The following is a 23,932-nucleotide window of genomic DNA, read 5'->3' on the forward strand; positions in this document are numbered from 1 at the left end:
GCTGGACACGGTATCACCTGCGGAAACGCCGAAGGCCTGGAACGGGCAGGTTATCGCTTCGTTACTTGACGGTATCGCGGGCCGAGGCTGTCATGTACACCACACCGGCCGGGTGCGGAACCCGGTCGAATTCGCCGGAAACCCCCGGATCGGCCCCACGTGTGTCCGGCGTGCCCGAAATCGGCCGGCTTATCGATGGAGAGGGAGAGCCGCGTTATGAGACGAACTCCGACCCTGGTCGGCGCCGCGCTGCTGGCCACCGCCCTGGTCGCCACGGCGTGCGGCGGCGACGCGGGCGACGGCAAGACCAGGATCACCATCGGGCTGTTCGGCAACTTCGGCTACCAGCAGCTGTTCGAGGAGTACGAGAAGGCGCACCCGGACATCGACATCACCGACCGCACCGCCTCCTACTCCGACCACCACAAGAACCTCGCCGCCCACCTCGCTACCAACAACGGCGCCGCGGACATCGAGGCCGTCGACGTCGGCTACATCAACCAGTTCAAGGCCAACCCCGGCCAGTTCGTCGAGCTCGGCGCCGAGCTCAAGGACCGCTGGCTGGACTGGAAGTGGGAAGGCTCGCTGTCCAAGGACGGCAAGCAGATCGGCTACGGCACCGACATCGGCGGCCTGGCCATCTGCTACCGCCGCGACCTGTTCGAAGCCGCCGGCCTGCCGACCGACCGCGACCAGGTCTCCGCGCTGTGGCCCACGTGGGAGCAGTTCATGGCCACCGGCAAGCAGTTCGCGGCCAAGGCGCCGGCCGGCGCGAAGTTCTTCGACGGCGGCCCCACCGTGCTCAACGCGATCGTCGGCCAGGCACCCACCGGCTACTACGACAAGAGCGACAAGATCGTCGTCGGTGACAACGCCGACATCAAGAAGGGCTGGAGCCTCGTCTCCCAGGGCGTGGCCGACGGCCTGTCCGCCGGGCTGCTGTACAGCACCCCCGCGTGGAACACCGGCTTCAAGCAGGGCCAGTTCGCCACCCTGGCCTGCCCCGCCTGGATGATGGCCAAGATCAAGGACCAGGCGCCGGAGACCTCCGGCAAGTGGGACCTCGCGGCCGTGCCCGGCGGCGGCGGCAACTGGGGCGGCTCGTACCTGACCGTGCCCAAGCAGGGCAAGAACACCGACAAGGCCGTCGCGCTCGCCGCCTGGCTCACCGCGCCCGAGCAGCAGGCCAAGGTCTTCGCCAACGCGGGCCTGCTGCCGTCCACGCCGAAGCTGTACAGCGAGCAGTCGGTCGCCCAGAAGGCCGACCCGTTCTTCAACAACGCGCCCGTCGGCAAGGTCTTCACCGACGCCGCCCGCGCGTTGAAGCCGCAGTACCAGGGCCCCAAGGCCGGTGACGTGCAGACCGAGATCGGCAACGCCATGCAGCGCGTCGAGCAGGGCAAGCAGAGCCCGGACGAGTCCTGGAACCAGTTCGTGGGCGACGTCAAGAGGCTCGAAGACTGATGAAGACGGACTGGCGCGAACGCCGCCACCGGTGGGACATCCGGTACGCGCCGTACGCCTACATCGCGCCGTACTTCCTGCTGTTCGCGGTGTTCGGCCTGTTCCCCCTGCTCTACACCGCCTGGGTGTCGCTGCAGGACCGCAACCTGCTCGACGGCGACGCGGCCACGTTCGTCGGCATCGACAACTACGTCCAGCTGCTCACCGCGGACCCGTACTTCTGGAACGCGATGGGCAACACGCTGAGCCTGTGGTTGCTCACCACCGTCCCGCAGATCCTGTTCGCGCTCGGCATCGCGCAGCTGCTCAACCGGCGGCTGCGCGGCCGGACGTTCTTCCGGATGGGCGTGCTGCTGCCCAACATCACCTCGGTGGCCGCGGTCACGATCATCTTCGCGCAGCTGTTCGGGCGGGACTTCGGCCTGGTCAACTGGGTGCTGGAGCTATTCGACGCGGGCCGCATCGACTGGCAGGCCGGCACCGGCAGCTCCCACACCGCCATCGCCGCGATGGTGGTGTGGCGCTGGACCGGCTACCACGCGCTGATCTTCCTGGCGTCCATGCAGGCCATCCCGACCAGCGTGTACGAGGCGGCCCGGCTGGACGGCGCGAGCAGCTGGCAGCAGTTCTGGCGGATCACCGTGCCCATGCTGCGCCCGCAGATCATCTTCTCCACCGTGATCGCCACCGCGGGCAACATGCGGCTGCTCGCCGAGCCGCTGCTGTTCAACCCCGGCGCGGGCGCCGCGACCGGCGGTTCGGACCGCCAGTTCCAGACCGCCGCGCTCTACCTCTACGAGCAGGGCTTCACGAAGTTCGACTTCGGCTACGCCTCGGCCATCGCCTGGCTGCTGCTCATCGCGACGGTCGCCATCACCGGGTTGAGCTACCTGGCGGCGCGCCGCATCCGGACGGACTGAGAGGACACCATGACCACCGTGCTCGAACCGCTGGCGCGCGACGCGCCGCCGGCGCCGTCCGGGCGGCGCCGGGCGTTGCGGCTGCCCGGACCCTGGACCTACGCGGCGCTGATCGCGGTGCTCGCCGGGTCGGCGTTCCCGGTGTACTGGTCGCTCGTGGTGTCCTCGCAGACATCGGACAAGGTGAGCAGCGTGCCGCCGGTGCTGGTGCCCGGCGGCCACCTGTTCGCCAACATCGCGCGGGTGTTCGACCAGTCGGACTTCGCCCTGGCGATGATGAACTCGCTGATCGTGGCCGGGACCATCACGCTGTCGGTGGTGTTCTTCTCCACCCTGGCCGGTTTCGCCTTCGCCAAGCTGAAGTTCCGCGGCCGGTCCGCGCTCATGCTGCTGGTGGTGGCGACCCAGGCCGTGCCCACCGAGCTCGGCGTCATCCCGCTGTACATGATGATGAGCGAATTCGGCTGGGCGGGCGAGCTGCACGCGGTCATCGTGCCCGGCCTGGTCACCGCGTTCGGCGTGTTCTTCATGCGCCAGTACTTCGAACGCGCCGTGCCCGACGAGCTGCTGGAAGCCGGCCGGATGGACGGGTGCAGCTCGCTGCGCCTGTACTGGCACGTCGTGCTGCCGGCCGCCCGCCCCGCCGCCGCCGTGCTCGGCCTGTTCACGTTCATGCAGGCGTGGAACGACTTCTTCTGGCCGCTGGTCGTGCTCACCCCCGAGAACCCCACCGTGCAGACCGCGTTGAACACCCTGGCCAGCGGGTACACCACCGACTACACCCTCGTGCTCACCGCGGCGACGATCGGCACCGTGCCGGTGCTCGTGGTGTTCCTGCTGTTCGGCCGCCAGATCGTCGGCGGGATCATGGCGGGGGCGCTCAAGGGATGACCGCGCGGGCCTCCCGCCGCCACGCCGCAACCGCACCGCTGTCCACACACCACCAGCTTGTCCAGTGCCGCGACCGGGAACCTTCGCCGCGTCTTCGACGCTCGGAAGGGCGCCTCGCGGCACCGGGCCCGCGCCCACAGCCAACCAGGATGAGGACGCGGGCCCGGCACCACGATCCACCCGTCCGACCGCCGAATACGGGGCAAAGGCCCCCGGCCGCAGCACGAGGAGTTTCAGTTGACCGACTTCCCCCAAGGATTCCGCTGGGGCGTCGCCACCTCGGCCTACCAGATCGAAGGGGCCGTGGACGCCGACGGGAGAGGACCGTCGATCTGGGACGCGTTCGGCGCGGTGCCGGGCGCCGTCGCCGGCGGCGACACCGGAGCCGTCGCGTGCGACCACTACCACCGGATGCCGGAGGACCTGGCGCTGCTCGGCGAGCTCGGCGTGGACGCGTACCGGTTCTCGGTGGCGTGGCCCCGGATCGTGCCCGACGGCGCGGGCCGGGTCGAGCAGCGCGGGCTCGACTTCTACCGGCGCCTGGTCGACGGTCTGCTGGAACGCGGCATCGAGCCGTTCCTCACCCTGTACCACTGGGACCTGCCGCAGGCGCTGGAGGAGCTGGGCGGCTGGCGCTCGCGCGACACCGCCGAGCGGTTCGCCGAGTACGCCGTGGTCGTGCACGACGCCCTGGGCGACCGGGTGTCGAAGTGGACGACGTTCAACGAGCCGTACGTGTCCTCGATCGTCGGCTACGGCGAAGGCAGACACGCGCCCGGCGCGCGGGAGGGCCACGGCTCCCTCGCCGCCGCGCACCACCTGATGGTGGCGCACGGGCTGGCGGTGCGGGCCATGCGCGGCACGCCGGGCCACGAGTTCGGCATCGTGCTCAACCAGTCACCGTCCACCCCGGTCACCTCGTCGGACGCCGACGTCGCCGCGGCCCGCCGGCACGACCTGCTGCTGCGCCGCCAGTTCACCGAACCGCTGTTCGCGGGCCGCTACCCGGACGACTACGAGGACACCTTCGCCGGGGTGACCGACCTGTCGTTCCGCCGCGACGGCGACCTGGAGCTGATCTCCACGCCGCTGGACTACGTGGGCATCAACTACTACTACCGGCAGCACGTCGCCGACGCGCCGCACCGCGACCCGGACCCGGCCACCCGCACGTCGATCGACATCGGCATCGACACCACCCGCCTGCCGGACGTGCCGCGCACCGCGATGAACTGGCCGGTCGAACCGGAGGGCCTCACCCAGACGCTGGTGGGGCTCAAGGAGCGCTACCCCGACCTGCCGCCGGTGTACGTCACCGAGAACGGGTGCGTGTACCCCGACCACCCCGGTTTCGTCGACCAGGAGCGCATCGACTACCTGCGCACCCACCTGGCGGCGGCGCGTGACGCGATCACCGCCGGTGTCGACCTGCGCGGCTACTTCGTCTGGTCGTTCCTGGACAACTTCGAGTGGGCGCACGGCTACAAGCACCGTTTCGGCCTCGTGCACGTGGACTACGACACGCTGGTCCGCACGCCCCGGGCGAGCTTCCACTGGTACCGCGACCTGGTCGCCGAGCAGCGGGCCAGGACGGCCGCGGCGGGCTGACCCGCGTGGCCGCCGTCGCGCGGAGGCGCGTCCGCGCGACGGCGGCCGTTCGGCAGGCGCACCCTCACGGCCACGGGTTGGGCTCGCACGCGTTGCCGTCCGGCACGACCACGACACCCTGGTCGCTGCCCGTGGTGATGGTCGCCAGCCCGTCGTTGTCCACGCTCAACGTCTGCTGCATCATCACCGGCGCCGGCGCGCCGTCCGCCGGGCACACCTCGTGGCCCAGGCCGAGGAAGTGCCCGACCTCGTGGTTGACCGCGTAGATCCGGTAACCGCGCAGGTCACCGCCGTAGGTGTGGGCGCCCCGGAACCAGCGGGCCGTGCTCAGGTGCACCACCGGCCCCACCCGGCACGACACGTCGTAGGGCAGCTCGAACCCGCACAGCGACCGCGCGGTCCGCTGCGAGGTCAACCGGATCCGCAGCTCCGGCACGACCTCGTCACCGACGCGCCGGAACGCGTGCCGCCCCGACCACCCGCGCGGGTGCCGCAACGCGTGGTCCACCACGGCGGCGAACGAGTCGTCGCCCTGCGGCAGCACCACACCGTCCTCCACCTCGACCGCGTACGTGATGCCGGACGTGCCGCGGGCACCCGACGGCGGCACGACGTGCCACGTGCCCGCACCCTGCTCCGGGAACGGCGGACCGGGCGGCAGGTCCGCACCCGAGCGCAGCGCGTCGACCGGCGACGCGTTCTGCGCCGGCGGCAGCGGGGGCGGGGGCACCACACCGGCCGCGGGCCACGCCACCGTCACCGGCCCCGTCGCCATCCCGACGTCCAACGCCACCACGGCCGTCGCCGCCAGGCAGACACCCGCCAGGTAGGGCAGCAGGGACACCGGCCTCATGCGGGCTCCAAACCGGACGAGCCGTACGTGCACGCCGCGTTCCACAGCAGGAACGACGGCGCACCCGCCTCCGCCGACGCCCGCACCTGCGCCTGCACCTCACCCGGGCCGTAGTGGTGGCCCAGCGAGAACGCCTGCAGCCACGGGATCACCGTCGCGCCGGTGTCCTTGGTCAGCCGGACGAAGTCCGCCACCGACGCCCGCACGATCTCGTACGGCTGGGCGTTCGGGTTGTCCACGCCGTACTCGCCCGGACCCCAGTGCGACGGGTACACCATCGGCGAGACGTAGTCCACGTGCGCCGCGAGGGACGGGATGTCCTGCGCGACGTCCGTCGGCGCGTGCGCGGCGATGCCGAACACCGACGCACCCAGGTACGCGCCCAGCGGCCGGACCGCGGCCCGGTTCTCCGCCAGGAAGTCCGTGATGGACTGCTCGGGGCTGGTGGTCAGGCCGGGGAACACCATCTGCCCGATCGGGCCGTCCGGCCGCCGCACGTAGTCGTAGAGGATGTCGTCGAAGCCCAGCGACGCGGCCTCCGCGGCGATCGCGGTGTTGTAGGCACGGACCTCGGGGTTGGCGAAGTTGGTGAACGCGTACTCGCCGTAGTGCGCCGACCAGGGCGCGCCCGACGAGTTCTGCGCCACCCGGTCGCGCGCGCCCGACTGCCACGACGCCTTGCCCAGCACCGGGTCGCGGAACGCCACCAGCCTGCCCACCACCCGCAACCCCAACCCGTGCAGCTCGTCCAGCGCGGCGCGGGCGTCGTAGTAGTTGCGGTTCGCGCCGATCTGCCTGGCCAGCGGCACCTGCGAGTCGTAGCCGATCTCGCCGCTCTCGTCCTTGATGTCGAGCTGCACGGTGTCGATGCGGCCCTCGCGCGCCATCGCCAGCACCGGGTCCCGCAACGACGCCGTCGCCCACGCCGCGGCGCTCAGGTGCACGCCCCGCATACCGGGGTGGGTGACCTTGACCGCGACGTCGTGGCGCTGCGCGTTGCCCGCCGCGTCGCTGGCCTCGACCCGGACACTCGTGGGCACCTCCCGCAGCGACGTCTCGAACCTGCCGTCGCGCAGCTCCACCCGCTGGTCGGCCACCTTCACCGAGTCCGCGCCCTCCGCGCTGCCCTTCACCGTCACCGGGCCGCGCGGCGACTCGGCCTCGACCACGTCCACCTTCAGCGAGGGCGGCGTCGCGTCCACGGTGAACTCGCGCTGCACCTCCACGTCCGGCATCCACGGCAACGGGTTGGCCGCCCGCACCGACAGCGTGTGCCTGCCCTCGGCGAGCTTGACCCCGGTCAACGTCATGCGGCCGTCGGCGCGCAGCGCCTCCACCGGCTGTCCGTCCACGTGCACAGTCACACGGTCGAGCCCGCCGGCCTCCGCGGTGGTGATGGACACGCGCTCTACACCCGAAGGAGTGACAGCGCTGCCGTCGCCCAGCTCCGCCACGGCCAATCCGACACCGCGGCCGTGCACGATCGTCGTGACGACGCCCGCTACCAGCAGCAGCACCACAACGCCGACGACTGGGATCAGCACGCGCTTGAGCTTCCGGGGCGAATCCGACATCGGTGACTCCGATCTGGGCGTGGCATCGGCTCCCAGCGACTTGACCGGGCGGCGGGCCGCCAAACCGAAGGTCATCCGAAGGGGTGTACGACCGTGTCGACCCGGTCCCGACGCGGAACCATCCTGGTGTGAACACCACGTCGAGCAGGCCGGTCCGGACCGTCGTCGCGCTCGTCGCGGCCCTGTGCTGCGGCTGCGGCGCCCAACCCGCGGCCGGACCACCCGACCAGGCCGCGGCACAACTGCCACCGGGCTCGTCCGCCCCGCCGTCGTCCTCCGCCCCGCCCGACCCGGCCGCCGTGGGCGCCAACGAACTCGGCCTGGTGCCGATCCTGATGTACCACCGGCTCGTCGAGCAGCCCACCTCGGTCTACGACCGGACACCGGCGGCGTTCCGCGCCGAGCTGGAACGGCTGGCCGCCGAGGGGTACGTGCCGGTGACCACCGCCGAGTACGCGACCGGCCGCATCGACCTCCCCGCCGGCGCCCACCCCGTCGTGCTGACCTTCGACGACGGCGACGCGACCCAGTTCGCGCTCGGCCCGGACGGGCAGCCCGTGCCCGGCACGGCCATCGCGATCCTGCTCGACGTGGCCGCCCGGCACCCCGGCTTCCGGCCGGTGGCCAGCCTGTACGTCAACGCGGGGCCGTTCGCGTCACCCGACGGGGCGGCGCTGCGCTGGCTGCGCGACCACGGCTTCGAGATCGGCAACCACACGCGTGACCACACCAACCTCGCGATGGCCGACGACCGGGGCGTGCAGGGCGCGATCGCGTCCGGGCAGCGGGAGATCCAGCAGGCCGTGCCCGGCTACCAGGTGTCGAGCCTGGCCCTGCCGTTCGGCGCGATCCCGGCGAACGGCACGCTGGCCCTGCGCGGCGCCGCCGACGGCGTGTCCTACGAGTACGCGTGCGTGCTGATGGTGGGCGCGGGACCCGCGCCGTCACCGTACGCGGCCGACTTCGACCCGGCGAACACACCGCGCATCCGGTCGCAGGACCCGACCGGCGAGGACGCCCGCTACGGCTCCACGGTGTGGCTCGACCAGCTGGCCGCCGCGCCGGCGCAGCGCTACACGTCCGACGGCGTACCCGACCGCATCTCCTACCCTGCCTCGGCGGGCGTCGCACCGGCGCCGCACTTCGCCGACCGCGCCACCGCCTATTGACGCGGGGCGCAGGGCCGTGGCCTGCCGACTGCGGGCACCCGACGGTGGCCTGCCGACACGGCGCCGCCCGCCGACGCCGGCAGGCGCACTCCGCAGCGACGACGCCTTCCGACCCGAGGCGCTGAGCGGTCGGCGCCTCGGCCCTCCGCGCGACCGGCCCTACGCCGTGGCGCGGGACTGGTTGCGCAGCGCCACGGCGGCCCGTTCCAGGCTGCCCAGCACACCCGGCGGCAGCTCGTGGTGGCGGCCCACCACCTCCTGCGCCATCACCTGCATCGGCGCCGACTCCTCCGCCTCCACCACCGCGAGCACCTTGAACGCCGTACCCGGCGGGAACACCACCCGCTCCTGCACCACGCTGCCGAACGAGTCGACCACCGACACCTTCCGCCCGGTCACCGACCAGAGCAGGAACTCCACCCGGCCGTCCACCGGCACCACCGGCCCCGTCACCGTGTTGAGCACACCGTGCTCGACCAGCACGTCACCCGTGCGGAACCGGCGCGCCTCGCCCCAGCACACCGTCACGCCCTGGTGCACCGGCAGCCGGCGCAACCCCGACACCACCGACGCCGCGTACGGCCACAACCGGCCCAACTTCCCGCTGCGCAGCGCCTCGACCAGGATCTCCTCGTCGTGCCGCAGGAACGCCGACACCGCCGCGAGGTCGGTCACCACCGCCTCGAACGCCTCCGGGTCGTCCGGGCGCTCCACGATGTGCCGGCACGCCACCGCCGCGTGCTCGCCGTACCGCTCGCCCAGCATCCGCCGCAACGCGTCCCGTTCCTGCTCGGTGCTGCGGTGGTCGAGCGGCACGACCTCCTCGCCCACCTGCTCGCCCCACGCCGGCGCGGGGGAGTCCGCCGGCGGACCGTCCACGCTCAGCGGCACCGGCTCGTCGGCCGCCACCGGCGGCGCCGGCTCCTCGGCCACCGGCGGGCGCGGCATCGGCGTCGGGTCGCAGAACACCACCTTCAGCAGCCGCCGCACCTCCGGCTCCAGCCGTTCCACCAGGGACGCGCCCGCCACCGCCACCGCGCCCGCCGTCGTGCGGCCGGGCGTGCCGACGGTCAGCCGAGCCCACTCCGGGTCCACCGGCAGCGACCGCACCTCCGGCCCGTTGTCCTCCGCGTCACGCACCCACAGCCCGGACGGCACCACCTCCAGCACCACACCGCCACCCAGGTCGAAGATGCCCGGACCGCGTTCCACCAGGCCCGGCACCGGCACCCGGTAACCGGACACGACCGGCGGGCCACCCGGCGCGTAACGCACCTCGGTCACGTACGGCCGCCACGTCTGCTGCCCGCGCGGGTTCACCGCCACCACGGCCGCGCCCGTGCGCAGCGAACCCACCGGCAGGCCCGTGTACAGCGAGATCGGCTCCCCGAGCTGGTCGGCCACGGCCTGCGCCTGGTGCTCGCCGCCGTACCAGACCAGCCGCACCCGCGACCGCGCCGCCGACGGCAGCCCGCCCAGCAGCCGGCACACCTCGTCGGTCGGGATCGGCGGCTGGCCCGGACCGCCGACCACGACGGTCAGCACGTTGTCCCGGCACGGCAGCCCGATCACCGCCCGCGCGTCCGGCGCCTGCGGGTCGAACTGCGCGCGTTGCGCCCGCAGCCACAGCCCCGCCGGGATCGGCTCCGAGATGCCCACCTCGCCCGTCGGCCACGGAGTGTTCGGGTCGACCGCCTCCCAGTTCGGCACCGGGAACCGCCGGCCCATCGGCGACGGTGACGCGCCGGGCAGGAACCGCAGCCAGCAGCCGTACCCGCCGTTGCCCGCGACGAACGCCGCGCCCGGCACCGTGGTCACCGCGCCGTCCGGCGCCACCACCTCCGCCTGCAGCTGCTCGCACAGCCACTGCGCGGGCGCGGTCGGCCGCATCGTGCCCGAGTGCGGCGTCATCAACCGCACCGGCCCGCGGCCCTGCAACGCGGCGGCCACGAGCGGCCAGAACGACGTCTCGTCGCCACCCGGCGGGTCGATCACGACCACCGTGCGGCCCCGGTCCACCGGCAGACTCCGCCCGAGCGCGACGGCGGCCGGACTCGCGCCGCCGGGCGGACCGACGATCAGCGTCGCGCCCGCGAACGACGCCGAGAAGCGGTCGGGCGCCGGTGCCGGCGGTGCGGTCTGGGCCATGGGCTCTCGTTCGATCACCGGCTCCACCTGCGGGGCACGCTCCTTCGGTGCGGCACGTCGGAACATCAAGGCGCCCGATCACCTCCAGGCACGACAGCGCGGGAACGGCAGCACTCTACGCGGGCGGCGCCCCACCGGGGGCGGGTGCACTCCACCACCCCCGTCCACTGTGGACCGCAGCGCGGCACCCACCAGCGCGCCGAACGCCAGGTGGTCAGCCCACTGCGCGCCCCGGTGCAACGCCCGGACCGCCGGGAAGAACCGCCGCCCGACCACCTCCAGGTCCACCACCGCGATCACCGCGCCGGCCACCGCGCCCCTGCGCGCGTCCAACGGCCACCTCCGGTCCACGGCCGCCAGCACGACCACCCAGCACGCCGACACGCCGAGGTGCGCGAGCGCGCCGCGGATCACACCCGTGCCGCCCGACACCGCCGCCGCGGCCCGCGTCGAACGCAGAACGTCACCACCGGTCCACAGCGCGTGCACGGTCGACGGCACGCCGCCGAACGCGGCCGCGACCGCCCACGCCCGCATCAGGCGTGGAAGGGTGCGACACGGGTATCCGACCTCGACGGGTTCCCGGGCGCGCCTGCTCCGTTGTGATTCCATGTTCGAACCTGTGTTCGAGTATGACAAGATCGCGGGTGAACCGCCGAACCACCGTGCCCGACCGTATCGGACACCGGGGACCGCGCCGCCGACGCACCGTCCTCGGTTACCGTGAACCGCTCGACGCACGCCACGACCTGGGGAGAACGACCCGGTGACCGCTGAGATCCTGTACGGGGCCGACGACCTGACCCACCTGGAGGGTCTGGAGGCGGTACGCAAGCGCCCCGGCATGTACATCGGGTCCACCGACAGCAGGGGCGTCAACCACCTGTTCACCGAGGTGGTGGACAACTCCACCGACGAGGGCGTGGCCGGGCACGCCACCAAGATCGTCGTCACCCTGCACGCCGACGGCAGCGTCCAGGTCGACGACGACGGCCGCGGCATCCCCACCGGCACCCACGCCAAGTCCGGACTGTCCGGCGTCGAACTCGTGCTCACCCGGCTGCACGCCGGCGGCAAGTTCGGCGGCTCCGGCTACAAGACCTCCGGCGGCCTGCACGGCGTCGGCGCGTCCGCCGTCAACGCCCTGTCGCACCGCTTCGACGTCGTCGTCCGCCGCGAGGGCAAGACCCACGAGATGTCGTTCGCGCACGGCGTCCCCGGCGTGTTCGACGGCCCCGGCCCCAAGGCGAACTTCACCCGCCAGTCCGGCCTGCGCGTCACCGGCCGCACCAAGCGCACCGGCACGTCCATCCGCTACTGGCACGACGCCCGCTACTTCGAGAACGGCGCCGCGCTCGACGTCGAGGCCGTCCGCACCAAGCTGCGCAACACCGCGTTCCTCGTGCCCGGCGTCACCTACGTGCTGCGCGTCGCCACCGACGACACGATCGGCGAGGAGACGTTCCACTTCCCGGGCGGCCTGGCCGACATGGTCGACCACCTCGCGCCGGCGGGCGACAAGCCGGTCACCGGCACCCTGCTCATCACCGGCACCGGCGTCTACCACGAGAACGCGGCCGACGAGAACGGCGTCATGCGGTCCAAGGTGGAGCGCCACGCCGAGGTCGAGATCGCGCTGCGCTGGGGCACCGGCTACGAGCGCACCGTCGAGTGCTTCACCAACACCATCCGCAACGTGCACGGCGGCACCCACCGCCGCGGCTTCGACCGCGCCGTGCTCAAGGCGATCCAGGACGCCATCGGCAAGACCAGGGGCCTGCTCAAGCCCAAAGAAGACCCGCCGACCCTCGACGACGTCCTCGAAGGCATGACGGCGGTCGTCCACGTCCGCATCCCCGAACCGCAGTTCACCTCCCAGACCAAGGACGAACTGTCCACCGCGGGCATCACCAAGGTGGCCCTCGGCGTGGTCGAGAAGCACGTCAAGGCCTGGACCGAGGACCGCCGCACCAAGGGCGAGGCCAAGATCGTCCTGCAGAAGGTCGTGGACGCCTCCCGTGTCCGCCTGACCCAGAAGCAGCAGAAGGACGCCGCCCGCCGCAAGACCGCCCTCGAAGGCGCCGCGATGCCCGCGAAACTGGTCGACTGCCGCACCACAGGTGTTTCGCGAAGCGAACTGTTCCTGGTGGAAGGCGACAGCGCCCTCGGCTGCTTCACCGGTGACACGCTGGTGGCGCTGGCTTCTGGCCGTGCGATGAGCTTCGCCGAACTCGCCGCCGACTGGGAACGCGGTGTCACGCACTTCGGCTACACGACCAACAGGGCCGGCCGAGTCGTCGTCGCACCGCTCGTGGAGCCCCGGTTGACCAAGCGCGACGCGCAGCTGGTGCGCGTCACGCTGGACAGCGGTGAATCGGTCCGCTGCACCCCGGACCACCTGTTCCGGCTCCGCGACGGCTCGTACCGGCGGGCGGACCAGCTCCGGCCCGGTGACTCGTTGATGCCGCTGTACCGCTCGATCTCGGCCGAAGCCTCGGGTGACAAGCTCGACGGCTACGAGCGGGTCTGGATGAACGACCGCGAGGAGTGGGTCTACACGCACTACCTCGCCGACGCGTACAACCTCCGCCACGGCCTCGACAGCACCGACAACGGCACCGTCCGCCACCACGTGGACGTCGACAAGCGGAACAACGACCCGCGCAACCTCCGCCGGATGACGTGGGACGACCACGCCGCGCTGCACGCGTCGATGATGGGCGAGCACGTCCACGCGGGCTACCGGGCCTGGCTGGCCGCGGGTGGGCTCGAGTTCAAGTCGGCGATGCTGTCGGCGCAGTGGAAGGACCCGGACTTCCGCCAGGCCTGCCTGGCGCGGCTGGCGGCGCTGAACGCCGACCCGGAGTTCCGGCGGCGGATCGAGCAGGGCTTCCAGGACTGGTACGGGTCCCTGACCGACGACGAGCGGACCCAGTACGCCGAGCGCATGCGCGAGCGCCAGGCGACCTACTGGGCTCATCCCGAGCACCGCGAGGCCGCGGCCGAGCGGGTTCGACTCTTCGTCGCCCAGCCGGGTCGCCGGGAGGAGTGGAGCGAGAGGTCCAAGCGGCAATGGGCCGACGAGAACCTGTTGGCGTGGCGCTCCCAGAAGACGGTCGAGCAGTTCTCGGACCCTGCCGAGCGTGAGCGCCAGAGGGCCGCGGTGGTCGCTTGGCACCAGGAGCACCCCGAGTTCGGCGAGCGGCACTCACTGCGGATGAAGCTGCGGATGCTCGACCCGGACAACGACCACCTGGCCAAGGTGCAGGCAGGGCGGCGCCGTTACGTCGAGTCGGTGCCCCGGGCAGAGCGTGTCGACAAGCAGCGCGAAGGCAGGCGACTGGCCGCGCTCAAGCGGCTGCGGCCGTTCCTGTCGCTGACCGACGCGGAGATCGCCGCGGCCTACGAGGCGGACCGCCTGACCAACGCCCGCACAGGACTGAAGTTCGAGCGCCTGCTGGAGGGCTTCGACGGCGACCTCGATCGGCTCAGGGAAGCCGCTGCCCACGTCAACCACACGGTGGCCGCGGTCGATCCGCTCACCGAAACGGCGGACGTCTACGACCTGACGGTCGACGGTTACCACAACTTCGCGCTCGACGCGGGCGTCTTCGTGCACAACAGCGCCCGAATGGCGCGGGTGTCCGAGTACCAGGCGCTGCTCCCGCTGCGCGGCAAGATCCTCAACGTGCAGAAGGCCAGCCTCGCCGACACCCTGCGCAACGCCGAGATCGCCAGCATCGTGCAGGTCCTCGGCGCGGGCACCGGGCGGACGTTCGACCTGTCCACCATGCGGTACGGCCGGGTGATCCTGATGGCCGACGCGGACGTCGACGGCTCGCACATCCGCACCCTGCTGATCACCCTGTTCGCCAAGTACATGCGGCCGGTGATCGAGGACGGCAGGCTGTACGCCGCGATGCCGCCGCTGCACAAGGTCGTCACCAAGGGCCGCAACCCGGAAACCCACTTCACGTTCAGCCAGCGCGAGATGGAGCAGAAGGTCGCCCGGCTGGAGAAGGCGGGCAAGACGGTGGTCAAGCCGGTGCCCCGGTTCAAGGGCCTCGGCGAGATGGACGCCGACGAGCTGTGGGAGACCACGATGAACCCGGCCACCCGCTCCGTGCGCCGCATCACCATGCACGACGCCGAAGCCGCCGAGGCCGCGCTGGAGCTGCTGATGGGCGAGAAGGTCGAGCCGCGCCGGGCGTGGCTCGTCGAGTCGGCCGCCCGGGTCGACCAGTCCGCGATCGACGTCTGACACGCCCGACACACGAGGGAACGACCGACCATGGCACGCCGCAAGACCCCCACGACCAGGGTCGACCCGTCCGCCTTCGACCACGCGGGCGCCCAGGTCTTCGACAACTCCCTGACCACCGAGATCGAGGACTCCTACCTGGAGTACGCCTACTCGGTGATCCACTCTCGGGCGCTGCCCGACGCCCGCGACGGCCTCAAGCCGGTGCACCGCCGGATCCTGTTCTCGATGAACGAGCAGGGCTACCGGCCGACCAGCGCCTACGTGAAGTCGTCCCGCGTGGTCGGCGACTGCTTCGTGCGCGGCGCCCTCGTGTCCACGCCCGAGGGCCTGCGGCCGATCGAGGAGATCGAGATCGGCGACCTCGTCCTGGACGGGCGCGGCGAGCCGGTCGAGGTCGACGCCGTCTACGAGAACCCGGTGTCGGACCTGGTGCGCGTCACCTGGTCCGACGGCCACTCGATGCTCGTCACCCCCGGCCAGCGCTTCCACACCGGCGACGGCTGGACCGACGCCGACTGGACCGCCGCCCGCGACCTCACCGGCGCCCGCACCACCGGTTTCAGCTCCGACCGGCACGCATCCCTGCTCGCCGACGGCGACGCCACCGGTTTCGTGCTCGGCCTGGTCGCCGCGTCCGGTGACGTGCTCGCCGACGGCCGGGTGCGCCTCGAACTCGACGACGCGGCGGCCGTCGACATCGCGCACGGCTGGGCCATCGCCCACGACCTCACCGCCTCCCGCGAGAAGGACGGCGACCGCCACACCCTCACCTTCGCCCGGCACGCCCCGCTCGAAGCAGCGGCGGCCGGCCGACTGGACACCGTGCTGCGCGACCGCTCGGCGTGGACGCCGTACCTGGCGGGCCTGTTCGTCGTCGCCGGCGACGTCCGGGACGGCATCGCGCTGCCCGGCGGCGACGCCGAGTACGCGATGCTGGCCGACTCGGGCCTGCGCACCGACCGTGACGCGACCACCCTGACGGTCACCGGCCGCGACGCCGCCGCGCTCGCAGTCGCACTGCTGCGCTGGACCGGTGTCGGGGCGCGCCAGGACGGCCTGGTCCAGGTGATCCGCCAGGCCAGGCACGCCGCCGACGAGGAGTTCCCCCGGGTGGTGGCGGTCGAGCCCGTCGCGCCGGACACCACCTACGACATCCGCGTCGCCAGCCCCGAGCACGCGTTCGTCGTCAGCGGTTTCGTCGTGCACAACTGCATGGGCAAGTACCACCCCCACGGCGACACCGCGATCTACGACGCGATGGTGCGCCTGGCCCAGGACTTCTCGCTCAACACGCCGCTGATCGACGGGCACGGCAACTTCGGGAGCCCGGACGACGGGCCGGCGGCCTCGCGTTACACAGAGGCACGCATGTCGCCCGCCGCGATGTTGCTGGTCGGCGAGCTGGACGAGGAGACCGTCGACTTCCGGCCCAACTACGACGGTTCGCTGCAGGAACCGTCCGTGCTGCCGGCGGCGTTCCCGAACCTGCTGGTCAACGGCACGTCCGGGATCGCGGTCGGGATGGCGACGAACATGATCCCGCACAACCTGGGCGAGGTCGTGGCGGCGGCGCGGTACCTGGTGACGCACCCGGACGCGTCGCTGGACAAGCTGATGGAGTTCATCCCCGGCCCCGACCTGCCGACCGGTGGCGTGCTGCTCGGGCTGGACGAGGTGCGCAAGGCCTACGAGACCGGGCGCGGCGTGGTGCGGATGCGGGCCAAGGTCGAGACCGGGTTGCTGGAGGGCAGCCGGGGCAGGCAGGCGATCACGGTCACCGAACTGCCCTACGGCGTCGGCCCGGAGAAGATCATCGAGAAGATCACCGACGAGGTGACGAAGTCCAAGCGGCTGACCGGGATCTCCGACGTCAAGGACCTCACCGACCGCGAGAACGGCACCCGCGTGGTGATCGAGTGCAAGGTCGGCGTGAACCCGCAGGCGCTGCTGGCCGACCTGTACCGGCTCACGCCGATGGAGCAGTCGTTCGGCATCAACAACCTGGTGCTGGTCGACGGCCAGCCGCGCACGCTGGGACTCAAGGCGCTGCTGGAGGTGTTCCTCAAGCACCGCTACGAGGTCGTCACCCGGCGCACCCGGTTCCGGCGGCGCAAGCGCGAGGACCGGCTGCACCTGGTCGAGGGCCTGCTCAAGGCCCTGCTCGACATCGACAAGGTGATCAAGCTGATCCGGGGCAGCGAGAACGCCGCGGCCGCGAAGGAGGGCTTGATGGCGAAGTTCAAGCTCTCCGAGATCCAGGCGACCTACATCCTCGACACGCCGCTGCGCCGGCTGACCCGCTACGACTCGTTGGAGTTGGAGGCGGAGCAGGAGAAGCTGCGCAACGAGATCGCCGAGCTGAGCAAGATCCTGGACGACCCGGCCGTGCTGAAGAAGGTCGTGTCCACGGAACTGGGCAAGGTGGCCAAGGACCTCCAGCAGGAACGCCGCACCACGCTGCTCGACGGTGACCTGAAGGAGGTGCTGGCGGCGTCGAAGCCGGCCGGGCCGCTGGAGGTCGCCGACGACCCGTGCCAGGTGATCCTGTCCGCGACCGGTCTGGTGGCGCGCACGGCGGCCGAGTCGGAGGAGTCCTCGGAGGCGCGTCGGCGCAACGGCCGGACCAAGCACGACGCGGTGGCGGCGACCGTGCACACGACCGCCCGTGGCCAGGTGCTGCTGGTGACGAACCGGGGCCGGGCGTTCAAGACCGACGTGCTGCCGCTGCCGGTGTTGCCGGAGCAGAGCGGCACGGTGTCGTTGAGCGGTGGCATGGCCGCGAGCGAGCTGGTCGAGCTGGAGTCCGGTGAGAAGGTGGTCGGCATCGCGCCGTTGACCGACACCGAGTCGCCGGGGCTGGCGCTGGGCACGCGGCAGGGCACGGTGAAGGTGTGCGCGCCGGAGTGGCCGGTGCGGTCGGACGAGTTCGAGGTGATCACCCTCAAGGAGGGTGACGAGGTGGTCGGCGCGACGTGGCTGACCGGCGTGGACGAGACGTTGGTGTTCGTGACGTCGGAGGCGTCGCTGCTGCGGTACTCCGCGTCGCTGGTCCGGCCGCAGGGTCTGCGCGGTGGTGGCATGGCGGGCATCAACGTGGGGTCGGACGCGCGGGTGGTGTTCTTCGGCGCGGTGCGCACGGACGACGACGAGCACGGTGAGCCGATGGTGGTCACGTCGACCGGGCAGAGCGTGAAGGTGACGCCGTTCGCGGCGTACCCGGCGAAGGGGCGGGCCACGGGCGGGGTGCGGGCGCACCGGTTCCTCAAGGGCGAGACGGCGTTGGCGTTGGCCTGGGTCGGTCCTCGGCCGGCGGGTGCGGCGCGCAACGGGTCGGCGGTGGAGCTGCCGGTGCCGGACGAGCGCCGTGACGGTTCGGGGCACGCGCACCCCGGTCCGGACGTGGTGGGCCACCTGATCGAACGCGACTGACAATCGTTTTCGATAAGCTGGGTCGGTGACGACACAGCTGAGCTTCGCCGACGCCGATCGGCTGCGCAGGGAGTGGGACGTGCGGCAGGAACCGTTCCTGCCGCACCGGGACGAGGCGTTCGCCGTGCTGGCGGACGTCGCCGTCGGACGTCGGGCGCTGGACCTCGCGGGCGGTACCGGGTCGATCGCCGCACGTCTGATCAACGCCGAGGTGACGTTGCTGGACGTCGACCCGGTGCTGCTGGCCATCGCCCGTGCCGCGCTCGGCGACCGGATCGCGGTGGTGTCGGCCGACCTGGGCGTGCCCGGGTGGGGCACCGGGCTGCAGTTCGACGCCGTGGTGGCCGGTACCGCGCTGCACTGCTTCGGCCCCGACCGGTTGCGGGAGCTGTACCGGGAGGTTTATGCGGTGCTGGCGCCGGGTGGCGTGTTCGCCAACGCCGACCGGATGCCCGAGGGACCGGTCGCGGTGTCCGGTGACGCCAGCCTGGCCGGGTGGCACGCGTGGTGGGCCGGGGCGCTGGCACACCCCGCACTGGCCGACGCCGCGCGCGACCGGGTGGACGGCGGATCGGCCGACTTCTACCCGCCCGCGTCCTGGCACCTCGGCGCGTTGCGCGAAGCCGGGTTCGGCGAGGTCGAGGTGCGGTGGCGGCGCGGCAGCACGGCGGTGGTGGTGGCCCGCCGGGTCGACTGACGGCCGCGGCCCGGCTGACGGCGGACGGTCGCCCGTGGCAGAGTCAGGGCGTGATCACCGAGAGCGAAGTGCTGGTGCCGGCTCGCTTCAACGGTCCGCCGCAGTCGGGCCAGGGCGGTTACGTGTGCGGGATGCTCGCGGGCCTCGCGCCGCCCGCCGAGGGCACCGCCGTCGTCTCACTGCTGCTGCCACCGCCGCTGGAACGCCCGATGCGGCTGGAGGCAGGCCCCGACCAGGCCGTGCTGCTGCTCGGCGAACTGGTCGTCGCCGCCGTCACCTCGACCACCGAACCGATCCCGGCCGTCCCACCGGTGTCCCCGGCCGAGGCCGACCTGGCCATGGAGGGCTACCTGGGCTGGGACGACCACCCGTTCCCCACTTGCTACGTGTGCGGCCACGAGCGCGAGGACGGCCTGTTCCTCGCCCCCGGCCCCGTCCCCGGCCGTGCCGGCGCGGTCGCCTGCACGTGGGTGCCGAACGAGACGTCCCCGGAAGTGCTGTGGGGCGTCCTGGACTGCCCGGGCGGCTGGACCACCGACCCCCGCGACGACCCGATGGTGCTGACCCGGATGACCGCCGACCTGGTCGGCCAGGTCAAGCTCGGCGAGCCGCACGTCGTCGTGGCACAACAGGTCCAGCGAGTCGGCCGGCTCGCCACCAACCTGACCTCGATCTACGGCCCGGACGGCTCGCTGGTCGGCACGTCATCGGCCGAGTGGACCGCCCTGACCCCCTGACCACGAACCTGCCGCTACCATTCACCCAGGGCCACCCAGGCCCCTGCTCCGCGGCGGTGCACCGGATTCACCCGGTCGATCGATCAGGTCCGGCAACTTTTCTGCCGACGATTTCGTTGCCGGGAAAGAAGGAGGCGGCGGCGCGGCACCCGAACCGTCGGCGTCGCAGCACGTGCCCCCCAACCAGGACCGTCAGGACCTGGAGCACCATGGCCCACCCTGGCCACGTCGGCCGCTGGCCACGTCGCCCCAGTCCGGGCTCCGGTGGAGCGGGACTCGGGCGTCCGGGCCGCGGTAGCGACCGGACGACCGACCGGGATCCGTGACGCGGAGGTCGGGGACGGGTGCGGGCGCGAGGGTCGGGGGCGGATGGGGGCGCGAGGGTCGAGGGCGGGCGGGGGCGCGGGCCGGGTGAGTAGCGAGCCGCGGGGCACCACCGGCGAGCACCACCCGGAGGTCGTTCGCAGCGATCCCGGACGTGCGGAGGCCGGGGTGGGGTCGACGGCAGCCGCGGCGGACGGGTGGTGGGCATCAGGGCTGCTGCCGGCCGCCCAGGAACACCGGGCCGTAGCGCTCCAGGTTCGCGTTGGGGTGCAGGATCGCGTGCAGGTTCAGTGCGTGCACGTCCCGCTGGATGCGGTGTAGCGCGGGGTTGTCGCCGCACAGCACGTCGACCGCGTCCCTGGCCCGCAGGCACGCCTCGCCGAGGTCGCGGCGGACGTCGGCGTGGTCCTCCAGAGTCCACGCCTCGCCCCCGGCGGCTTTGCGGTCGACCACGGCGGCGGTGCGGTGGGCGTGGAACGCGGACTCCTCGGCCAGCACCGCCGCCTCCCTGAGCCGGGACGGCGACGCCGACCCGCGGGCCGTGTCCACCGCCGCACGGGCCAGGCCGACTGCGGGTGCGCTGACCGTGGCGCAGGCCGCGGGCATGAACGGCGCTCGGAACATCGGCTCGGCGGCGTCGGGGTGGGCGCGCAGCACCGGCGCGAGCCGCAGCACCTGTTCCACCGGGACGAACACGTCCTTGGCCACCGTGGTCACGCTGCCGGTCGCGCGCAGGCCGGTGGTGTGCCAGTCGTCCACGACCTCCAGGTCCACCAGCGGGATCGCCAACGCCACCGGCACCCGGTCCGGCAGCAACACCGCCGCGTTGACGGCCCAGTGGCTCTGCGGCGCGCCCGTGGTGAACGCCCACCGCCCGTTGACCAGCACGCCGCCGCCGACCGGCTCGGCCGTCGCGGTGGGGCTGAGGATGCCGGTGACCCGCACGTCCGGCTTGGCGAACACCTCGCGCCGCACGTCCGCCGGGAACTGGCCGACCACCCACGTCGAGATGGCCCACACCGCCGCCGTCCAGGCCGCCGACCCGTCACCGCGCGCCAGCTCGGCGATCACGCCGACCGCCGTGGCCAGGTCCGCCTCGTGGCCGCCGTGCTCGGCGGGCACCCGCAGCCGCAGCACGCCCGCGTCGGCCATCGCCTCCAACGCGCCCTCGTGCAGCCTGCGGTTCTCCTCACCCCAGGCGGCGTGCGCGCGCAGGACCGGGACGATCCCCGCGGCGCGGCGCACCAGCTCGTGCTGCCCCGACCCGTGCATCACCGTGCCGTGCCTCCCCCATCGGTGACCCGTGACACACACCTTGGCGTGCTCCGCGTCACCAGACAACACCCGGAATACCCGACGACCCGGTACCGTTGTGCCGGTTAGTTGAAAGTGCAACTACCTGAGGAGTGAGTGGCCATGCAGTTCGGTGTCTTCACCGTCGGCGACGTGACGCCCGACCCCACCACGGGCCGGACGCCGACCGAGGCCGAGCGCATCAAGGCCATGGTCGCCATCGCGCTCAAGGCCGAAGAGGTCGGCCTGGACGTCTTCGCGACCGGCGAGCACCACAACCCGCCGTTCGTGCCCTCGTCGCCGACGACCATGCTCGGCTACATCGCGGCACGCACCGAGCGGCTGATCCTGTCCACCGCGACCACGCTGATCACCACCAACGACCCGGTGAAGATCGCCGAGGACTACGCCATGCTCCAGCACCTGGCCGACGGCCGGGTCGACCTGATCATGGGCCGGGGCAACACGGGCCCGGTGTACCCGTGGTTCGGCAAGGACATCCGCGACGGCATCGACCTCGCCATCGAGAACTACGCCCTGCTGCACAAGCTGTGGCGCGAGGACGTGGTCGACTGGCAGGGCGAGCACCGCACGCCGCTGCAGTCGTTCACCTCGACGCCCCGCCCGCTCGACGACGTGCCGCCGTTCGTCTGGCACGGCTCGATCCGCAGCCCGCAGATCGCCGAGCAGGCCGCGTACTACGGCGACGGGTTCTTCGCCAACCACATCTTCTGGCCCAAGGAGCACTTCCAGCGGCTGATCACCTTCTACCGCGAGCGCTACGAGCACTACGAGCACGGCGCCGCGCACCAGGCGATCGTCGGCCTCGGCGGTCAGGTGTTCATGCGCCGCAACTCGCAGGACGCCGTGCGCGAGTTCCGGCCGTACTTCGACAACGCCCCGGTGTACGGGCACGGCCCGTCGCTGGAGGAGTTCACCGAGCAGACCCCGCTGACCGTCGGCAGCCCGCAGGAGGTCATCGACAAGACGCTGACCTTCCGCGAGCACTTCGGCGACTACCAGCGCCAGCTGTTCCTGATGGACCACGCGGGCCTGCCGCTGAAGACCGTGCTGGAGCAGCTGGACTTCCTCGGCGAGATCGTGCCGACGCTGCGCCGCGAGTTCGCGGTCGGCCGCCCGGCCGACGTGCCTGACGCCCCCACCCACTCCTCGCTGCTGAAGGCGGCCACCCAGGAGGCGAACAGCCGATGACGACGCTGACCGTCGTCCAGGCCGGGCTCGGGTCGCCCTCGTCCACCCAACTGCTGGCGACCCGGCTGGCCGAGGCCACCCAACGGCTCGTGCCCGACCTGGAGGTGCGCACCGTGCACCTGAGGGATGTGGCGCGCGACATCGCGGACAACCTCGTCACCGGGTTCCCGAGCGCCCGGCTGCGCGAGGTGGTGGAGTCGGCGGTCGGCGCGGACGCGCTGATCGCCGTGACGCCGACGTTCAACGCGTCCTACAGCGGGCTGTTCAAGTCCTTCGTGGACGTGCTGGAGCCGGAGTCGCTGGTGGGCAAGCCGGTGCTGATCGGCGCGACCGGCGGCACCGAGCGCCACTCGCTGGTGCTCGACCACGCGCTGCGCCCGCTGTTCGCCTACCTCCGGGCGATCGTCGTGCCGACCGGCGTGTACGCCGCCTCGTCCGACTGGGGCGCGGACGGGCTGCCCGGCCGCGTCGACCGAGCCGCGGGGGAGCTGGCCGACCTGCTCGTCGGCCGGGCACCGGTGAAGCCCGCCCACGACGGTTTCGTGCCGTTCGACCAGCTGCTCGCCGGGCGGTAGGGCCCACGCGGCGAGGCGGAAATGGACCTGACCAGCGGTCGGGACGCCGAATAGGGTTCGGCCCATGTCCGCCTCGCTGCAGCTCGCGGTGCGCAACGCCGCCGTCCTGACCACCGCGCTCGCCCGCACCCGCGGGCACGACCTGATCACCCGCCCCTCGTTCCGGGCGATGAGCGGGCCGACCCTGCTGCGCGTGCTCGCGGTGCGCCCCGACCCCGACCCCGACGACTTCGCCGAGCTGGAACTGCTGGTGAAGCGCGCCGAGGCACGGGTCGTGGTCGAGGACTCGTTCGGCACGATCGACGGCGCGGCCCTCGGTCTCACCGCACGGCACCTGCCGGTGATGTTCCGGCCGGCCCACCCCGGGCCGCCGCCCGCGCTCGAGGTCAAGCAGGCGCGCACGACGGAGGAGTGGGCCGTCGCCGAGCAGGTCGTGGTCGACGGCTTCCCCATGCCGGGCTTCCCGACCGGCAACGCGCTGCCGTCGGCTCTGAAGGACCGCGCGGACTTCCGGGTGCGCACGGTGTGGCGCGAGGGCGTCGTGGCCGGCGCGTGCCTGACCGTCGAGGCGGACGACGCGGTCGGCGTGTACTGGGTGACGACCCTGCCCGAGCACCGCTCACGCGGCGTCGGCCGGGCGCTGATGCACGCGGTGATCGACGAGTTCGGGATGCCGATGACCCTCAGCGCGACCAAGGCGGGCCTGCCGCTGTACGAGTCGCTGGGCTTCTCGATCGTCACGCACGCCACCTGGTGGTCCAACGGGGGCTGACG

At 72.2% G+C, this 23,932-nt stretch carries 17 protein-coding genes; 12 read left to right on the forward strand and 5 right to left on the reverse strand.

Annotation, left to right across the window (positions count from 1 at the left end; translation table 11 throughout):
• Positions 1-216 precede the first annotated feature (216 nt).
• The 4 genes from A6A25_RS08380 to A6A25_RS08395 all read left to right on the forward strand — a co-directional run bounded on the left by A6A25_RS08380 (position 217) and on the right by A6A25_RS08395 (position 4,883).
• Positions 217-1,464: an ABC transporter substrate-binding protein gene (locus tag A6A25_RS08380; RefSeq protein ID WP_143193023.1), complete on the forward strand. Its 1,248-nt coding sequence runs from the start codon at positions 217-219 to the stop codon at positions 1,462-1,464.
• Positions 1,464-2,384, forward strand: coding sequence for a carbohydrate ABC transporter permease (locus A6A25_RS08385; protein WP_073887402.1), 921 nt, complete (start codon positions 1,464-1,466; stop codon positions 2,382-2,384). The genes A6A25_RS08380 and A6A25_RS08385 overlap by 1 nt, the downstream gene beginning before the upstream one ends.
• Positions 2,385-2,393: 9 nt before the next feature.
• On the forward strand, positions 2,394-3,275 hold the full coding sequence (locus tag A6A25_RS08390; protein WP_073887404.1) for a carbohydrate ABC transporter permease: 882 nt from the start codon (positions 2,394-2,396) through the stop codon (positions 3,273-3,275).
• A gap of 237 nt (positions 3,276-3,512) precedes the next feature.
• The gene (locus A6A25_RS08395; RefSeq protein ID WP_073887407.1) at positions 3,513-4,883 is read left to right on the forward strand and encodes a GH1 family beta-glucosidase; all 1,371 of its coding nucleotides are present in this window, start codon (positions 3,513-3,515) and stop codon (positions 4,881-4,883) included.
• A gap of 64 nt (positions 4,884-4,947) precedes the next feature.
• On the opposite strand, the gene A6A25_RS08400 is transcribed toward A6A25_RS08395, so the two are convergent.
• Positions 4,948-5,736: a DUF3152 domain-containing protein gene (locus A6A25_RS08400; RefSeq protein ID WP_073887410.1), complete on the reverse strand. Its 789-nt coding sequence runs from the start codon at positions 5,734-5,736 to the stop codon at positions 4,948-4,950.
• Positions 5,733-7,280 carry a putative glycoside hydrolase gene (locus tag A6A25_RS08405; protein WP_241828550.1) on the reverse strand — a complete coding sequence of 516 codons (1,548 nt, stop codon included), beginning with the start codon at positions 7,278-7,280 and terminating at the stop codon, positions 5,733-5,735. The genes A6A25_RS08400 and A6A25_RS08405 overlap by 4 nt, the downstream gene beginning before the upstream one ends.
• 158 nt (positions 7,281-7,438) lie before the next feature.
• On the opposite strand from A6A25_RS08405, the gene A6A25_RS08410 reads away from it, so the two are divergent.
• Entirely contained in the window at positions 7,439-8,479 is a 1,041-nt protein-coding gene (locus tag A6A25_RS08410; protein ID WP_073887554.1) for a polysaccharide deacetylase family protein, read from the forward strand.
• Positions 8,480-8,638: 159 nt separating this feature from the next.
• On the opposite strand, the gene A6A25_RS08415 is transcribed toward A6A25_RS08410, so the two are convergent.
• Together A6A25_RS08415 and A6A25_RS08420 are read right to left on the reverse strand one after the other, a co-directional pair.
• Complete coding sequence (locus tag A6A25_RS08415; protein WP_241828551.1) at positions 8,639-10,645, reverse strand: hypothetical protein; 2,007 nt, start codon at positions 10,643-10,645, stop codon at positions 8,639-8,641.
• Between the two features lie 60 nt (positions 10,646-10,705).
• A complete protein-coding gene (locus A6A25_RS08420) occupies positions 10,706-11,239 on the reverse strand; it encodes a hypothetical protein (RefSeq protein WP_198932611.1) in 534 nt (177 codons plus the stop codon).
• Positions 11,240-11,393: 154 nt separating this feature from the next.
• Here A6A25_RS08420 and A6A25_RS08425 point away from each other — a divergent pair, with 154 nt between their 5' ends.
• From A6A25_RS08425 to A6A25_RS08440, 4 genes are read left to right on the forward strand one after another with little or no spacing between them, the layout of a single operon-like run.
• A complete protein-coding gene (locus A6A25_RS08425) occupies positions 11,394-14,888 on the forward strand; it encodes an ATP-binding protein (protein ID WP_073887419.1) in 3,495 nt (1,164 codons plus the stop codon).
• A 30-nt stretch (positions 14,889-14,918) separates the two neighbouring features.
• Complete coding sequence (locus A6A25_RS08430; protein ID WP_073887422.1) at positions 14,919-18,320, forward strand: DNA topoisomerase (ATP-hydrolyzing); 3,402 nt, start codon at positions 14,919-14,921, stop codon at positions 18,318-18,320.
• Between the two features lie 25 nt (positions 18,321-18,345).
• A complete protein-coding gene (locus tag A6A25_RS08435) occupies positions 18,346-19,017 on the forward strand; it encodes a class I SAM-dependent methyltransferase (protein ID WP_198932612.1) in 672 nt (223 codons plus the stop codon).
• Between the two features lie 50 nt (positions 19,018-19,067).
• Positions 19,068-19,754 carry a hypothetical protein gene (locus A6A25_RS08440; protein ID WP_143193024.1) on the forward strand — a complete coding sequence of 229 codons (687 nt, stop codon included), beginning with the start codon at positions 19,068-19,070 and terminating at the stop codon, positions 19,752-19,754.
• Positions 19,755-20,285: 531 nt separating this feature from the next.
• Here A6A25_RS08440 and A6A25_RS08445 read toward each other — a convergent pair.
• Entirely contained in the window at positions 20,286-21,350 is a 1,065-nt protein-coding gene (locus A6A25_RS08445) for an acyl-CoA dehydrogenase family protein (protein ID WP_073887563.1), read from the reverse strand.
• Between the two features lie 144 nt (positions 21,351-21,494).
• Here A6A25_RS08445 and A6A25_RS08450 point away from each other — a divergent pair, with 144 nt between their 5' ends.
• From A6A25_RS08450 to A6A25_RS08460, 3 genes are all read left to right on the forward strand, one after another.
• Complete coding sequence (locus tag A6A25_RS08450) at positions 21,495-22,583, forward strand: LLM class flavin-dependent oxidoreductase (RefSeq protein WP_073887424.1); 1,089 nt, start codon at positions 21,495-21,497, stop codon at positions 22,581-22,583.
• Positions 22,580-23,158 (forward strand): FMN reductase, encoded by a 579-nt coding sequence (locus tag A6A25_RS08455; protein WP_073887425.1) that lies wholly within the window; start codon positions 22,580-22,582, stop codon positions 23,156-23,158. The genes A6A25_RS08450 and A6A25_RS08455 overlap by 4 nt, the downstream gene beginning before the upstream one ends.
• Before the next feature lie 64 nt (positions 23,159-23,222).
• On the forward strand, positions 23,223-23,930 hold the full coding sequence (locus tag A6A25_RS08460) for a GNAT family N-acetyltransferase (RefSeq protein WP_073887426.1): 708 nt from the start codon (positions 23,223-23,225) through the stop codon (positions 23,928-23,930).
• Positions 23,931-23,932 lie beyond the last annotated feature (2 nt).

Source organism: Saccharothrix sp. CB00851, assembly GCF_001905065.1.
Taxonomy (GTDB): domain Bacteria; phylum Actinomycetota; class Actinomycetes; order Mycobacteriales; family Pseudonocardiaceae; genus Actinosynnema.

What these genes read in the sequence shown, in the direction of transcription:
- A6A25_RS08400 (WP_073887410.1), bottom strand. Translation starts at nt 5,736, where the DNA reads ATGAGGCCGGTGTCCCTGCTGCCCTACCTGGCGGGTGTCTGCCTGGCG.
- A6A25_RS08455 (WP_073887425.1), top strand. Translation starts at nt 22,580, where the DNA reads ATGACGACGCTGACCGTCGTCCAGGCCGGGCTCGGGTCGCCCTCGTCC.
- A6A25_RS08420 (WP_198932611.1), bottom strand. Translation starts at nt 11,239, where the DNA reads ATGGAATCACAACGGAGCAGGCGCGCCCGGGAACCCGTCGAGGTCGGA.
- A6A25_RS08390 (WP_073887404.1), top strand. Translation starts at nt 2,394, where the DNA reads ATGACCACCGTGCTCGAACCGCTGGCGCGCGACGCGCCGCCGGCGCCG.
- A6A25_RS08450 (WP_073887424.1), top strand. Translation starts at nt 21,495, where the DNA reads ATGCAGTTCGGTGTCTTCACCGTCGGCGACGTGACGCCCGACCCCACC.
- A6A25_RS08445 (WP_073887563.1), bottom strand. Translation starts at nt 21,350, where the DNA reads ATGCACGGGTCGGGGCAGCACGAGCTGGTGCGCCGCGCCGCGGGGATC.
- A6A25_RS08385 (WP_073887402.1), top strand. Translation starts at nt 1,464, where the DNA reads ATGAAGACGGACTGGCGCGAACGCCGCCACCGGTGGGACATCCGGTAC.
- A6A25_RS08380 (WP_143193023.1), top strand. Translation starts at nt 217, where the DNA reads ATGAGACGAACTCCGACCCTGGTCGGCGCCGCGCTGCTGGCCACCGCC.
- A6A25_RS08460 (WP_073887426.1), top strand. Translation starts at nt 23,223, where the DNA reads ATGTCCGCCTCGCTGCAGCTCGCGGTGCGCAACGCCGCCGTCCTGACC.
- A6A25_RS08430 (WP_073887422.1), top strand. Translation starts at nt 14,919, where the DNA reads ATGGCACGCCGCAAGACCCCCACGACCAGGGTCGACCCGTCCGCCTTC.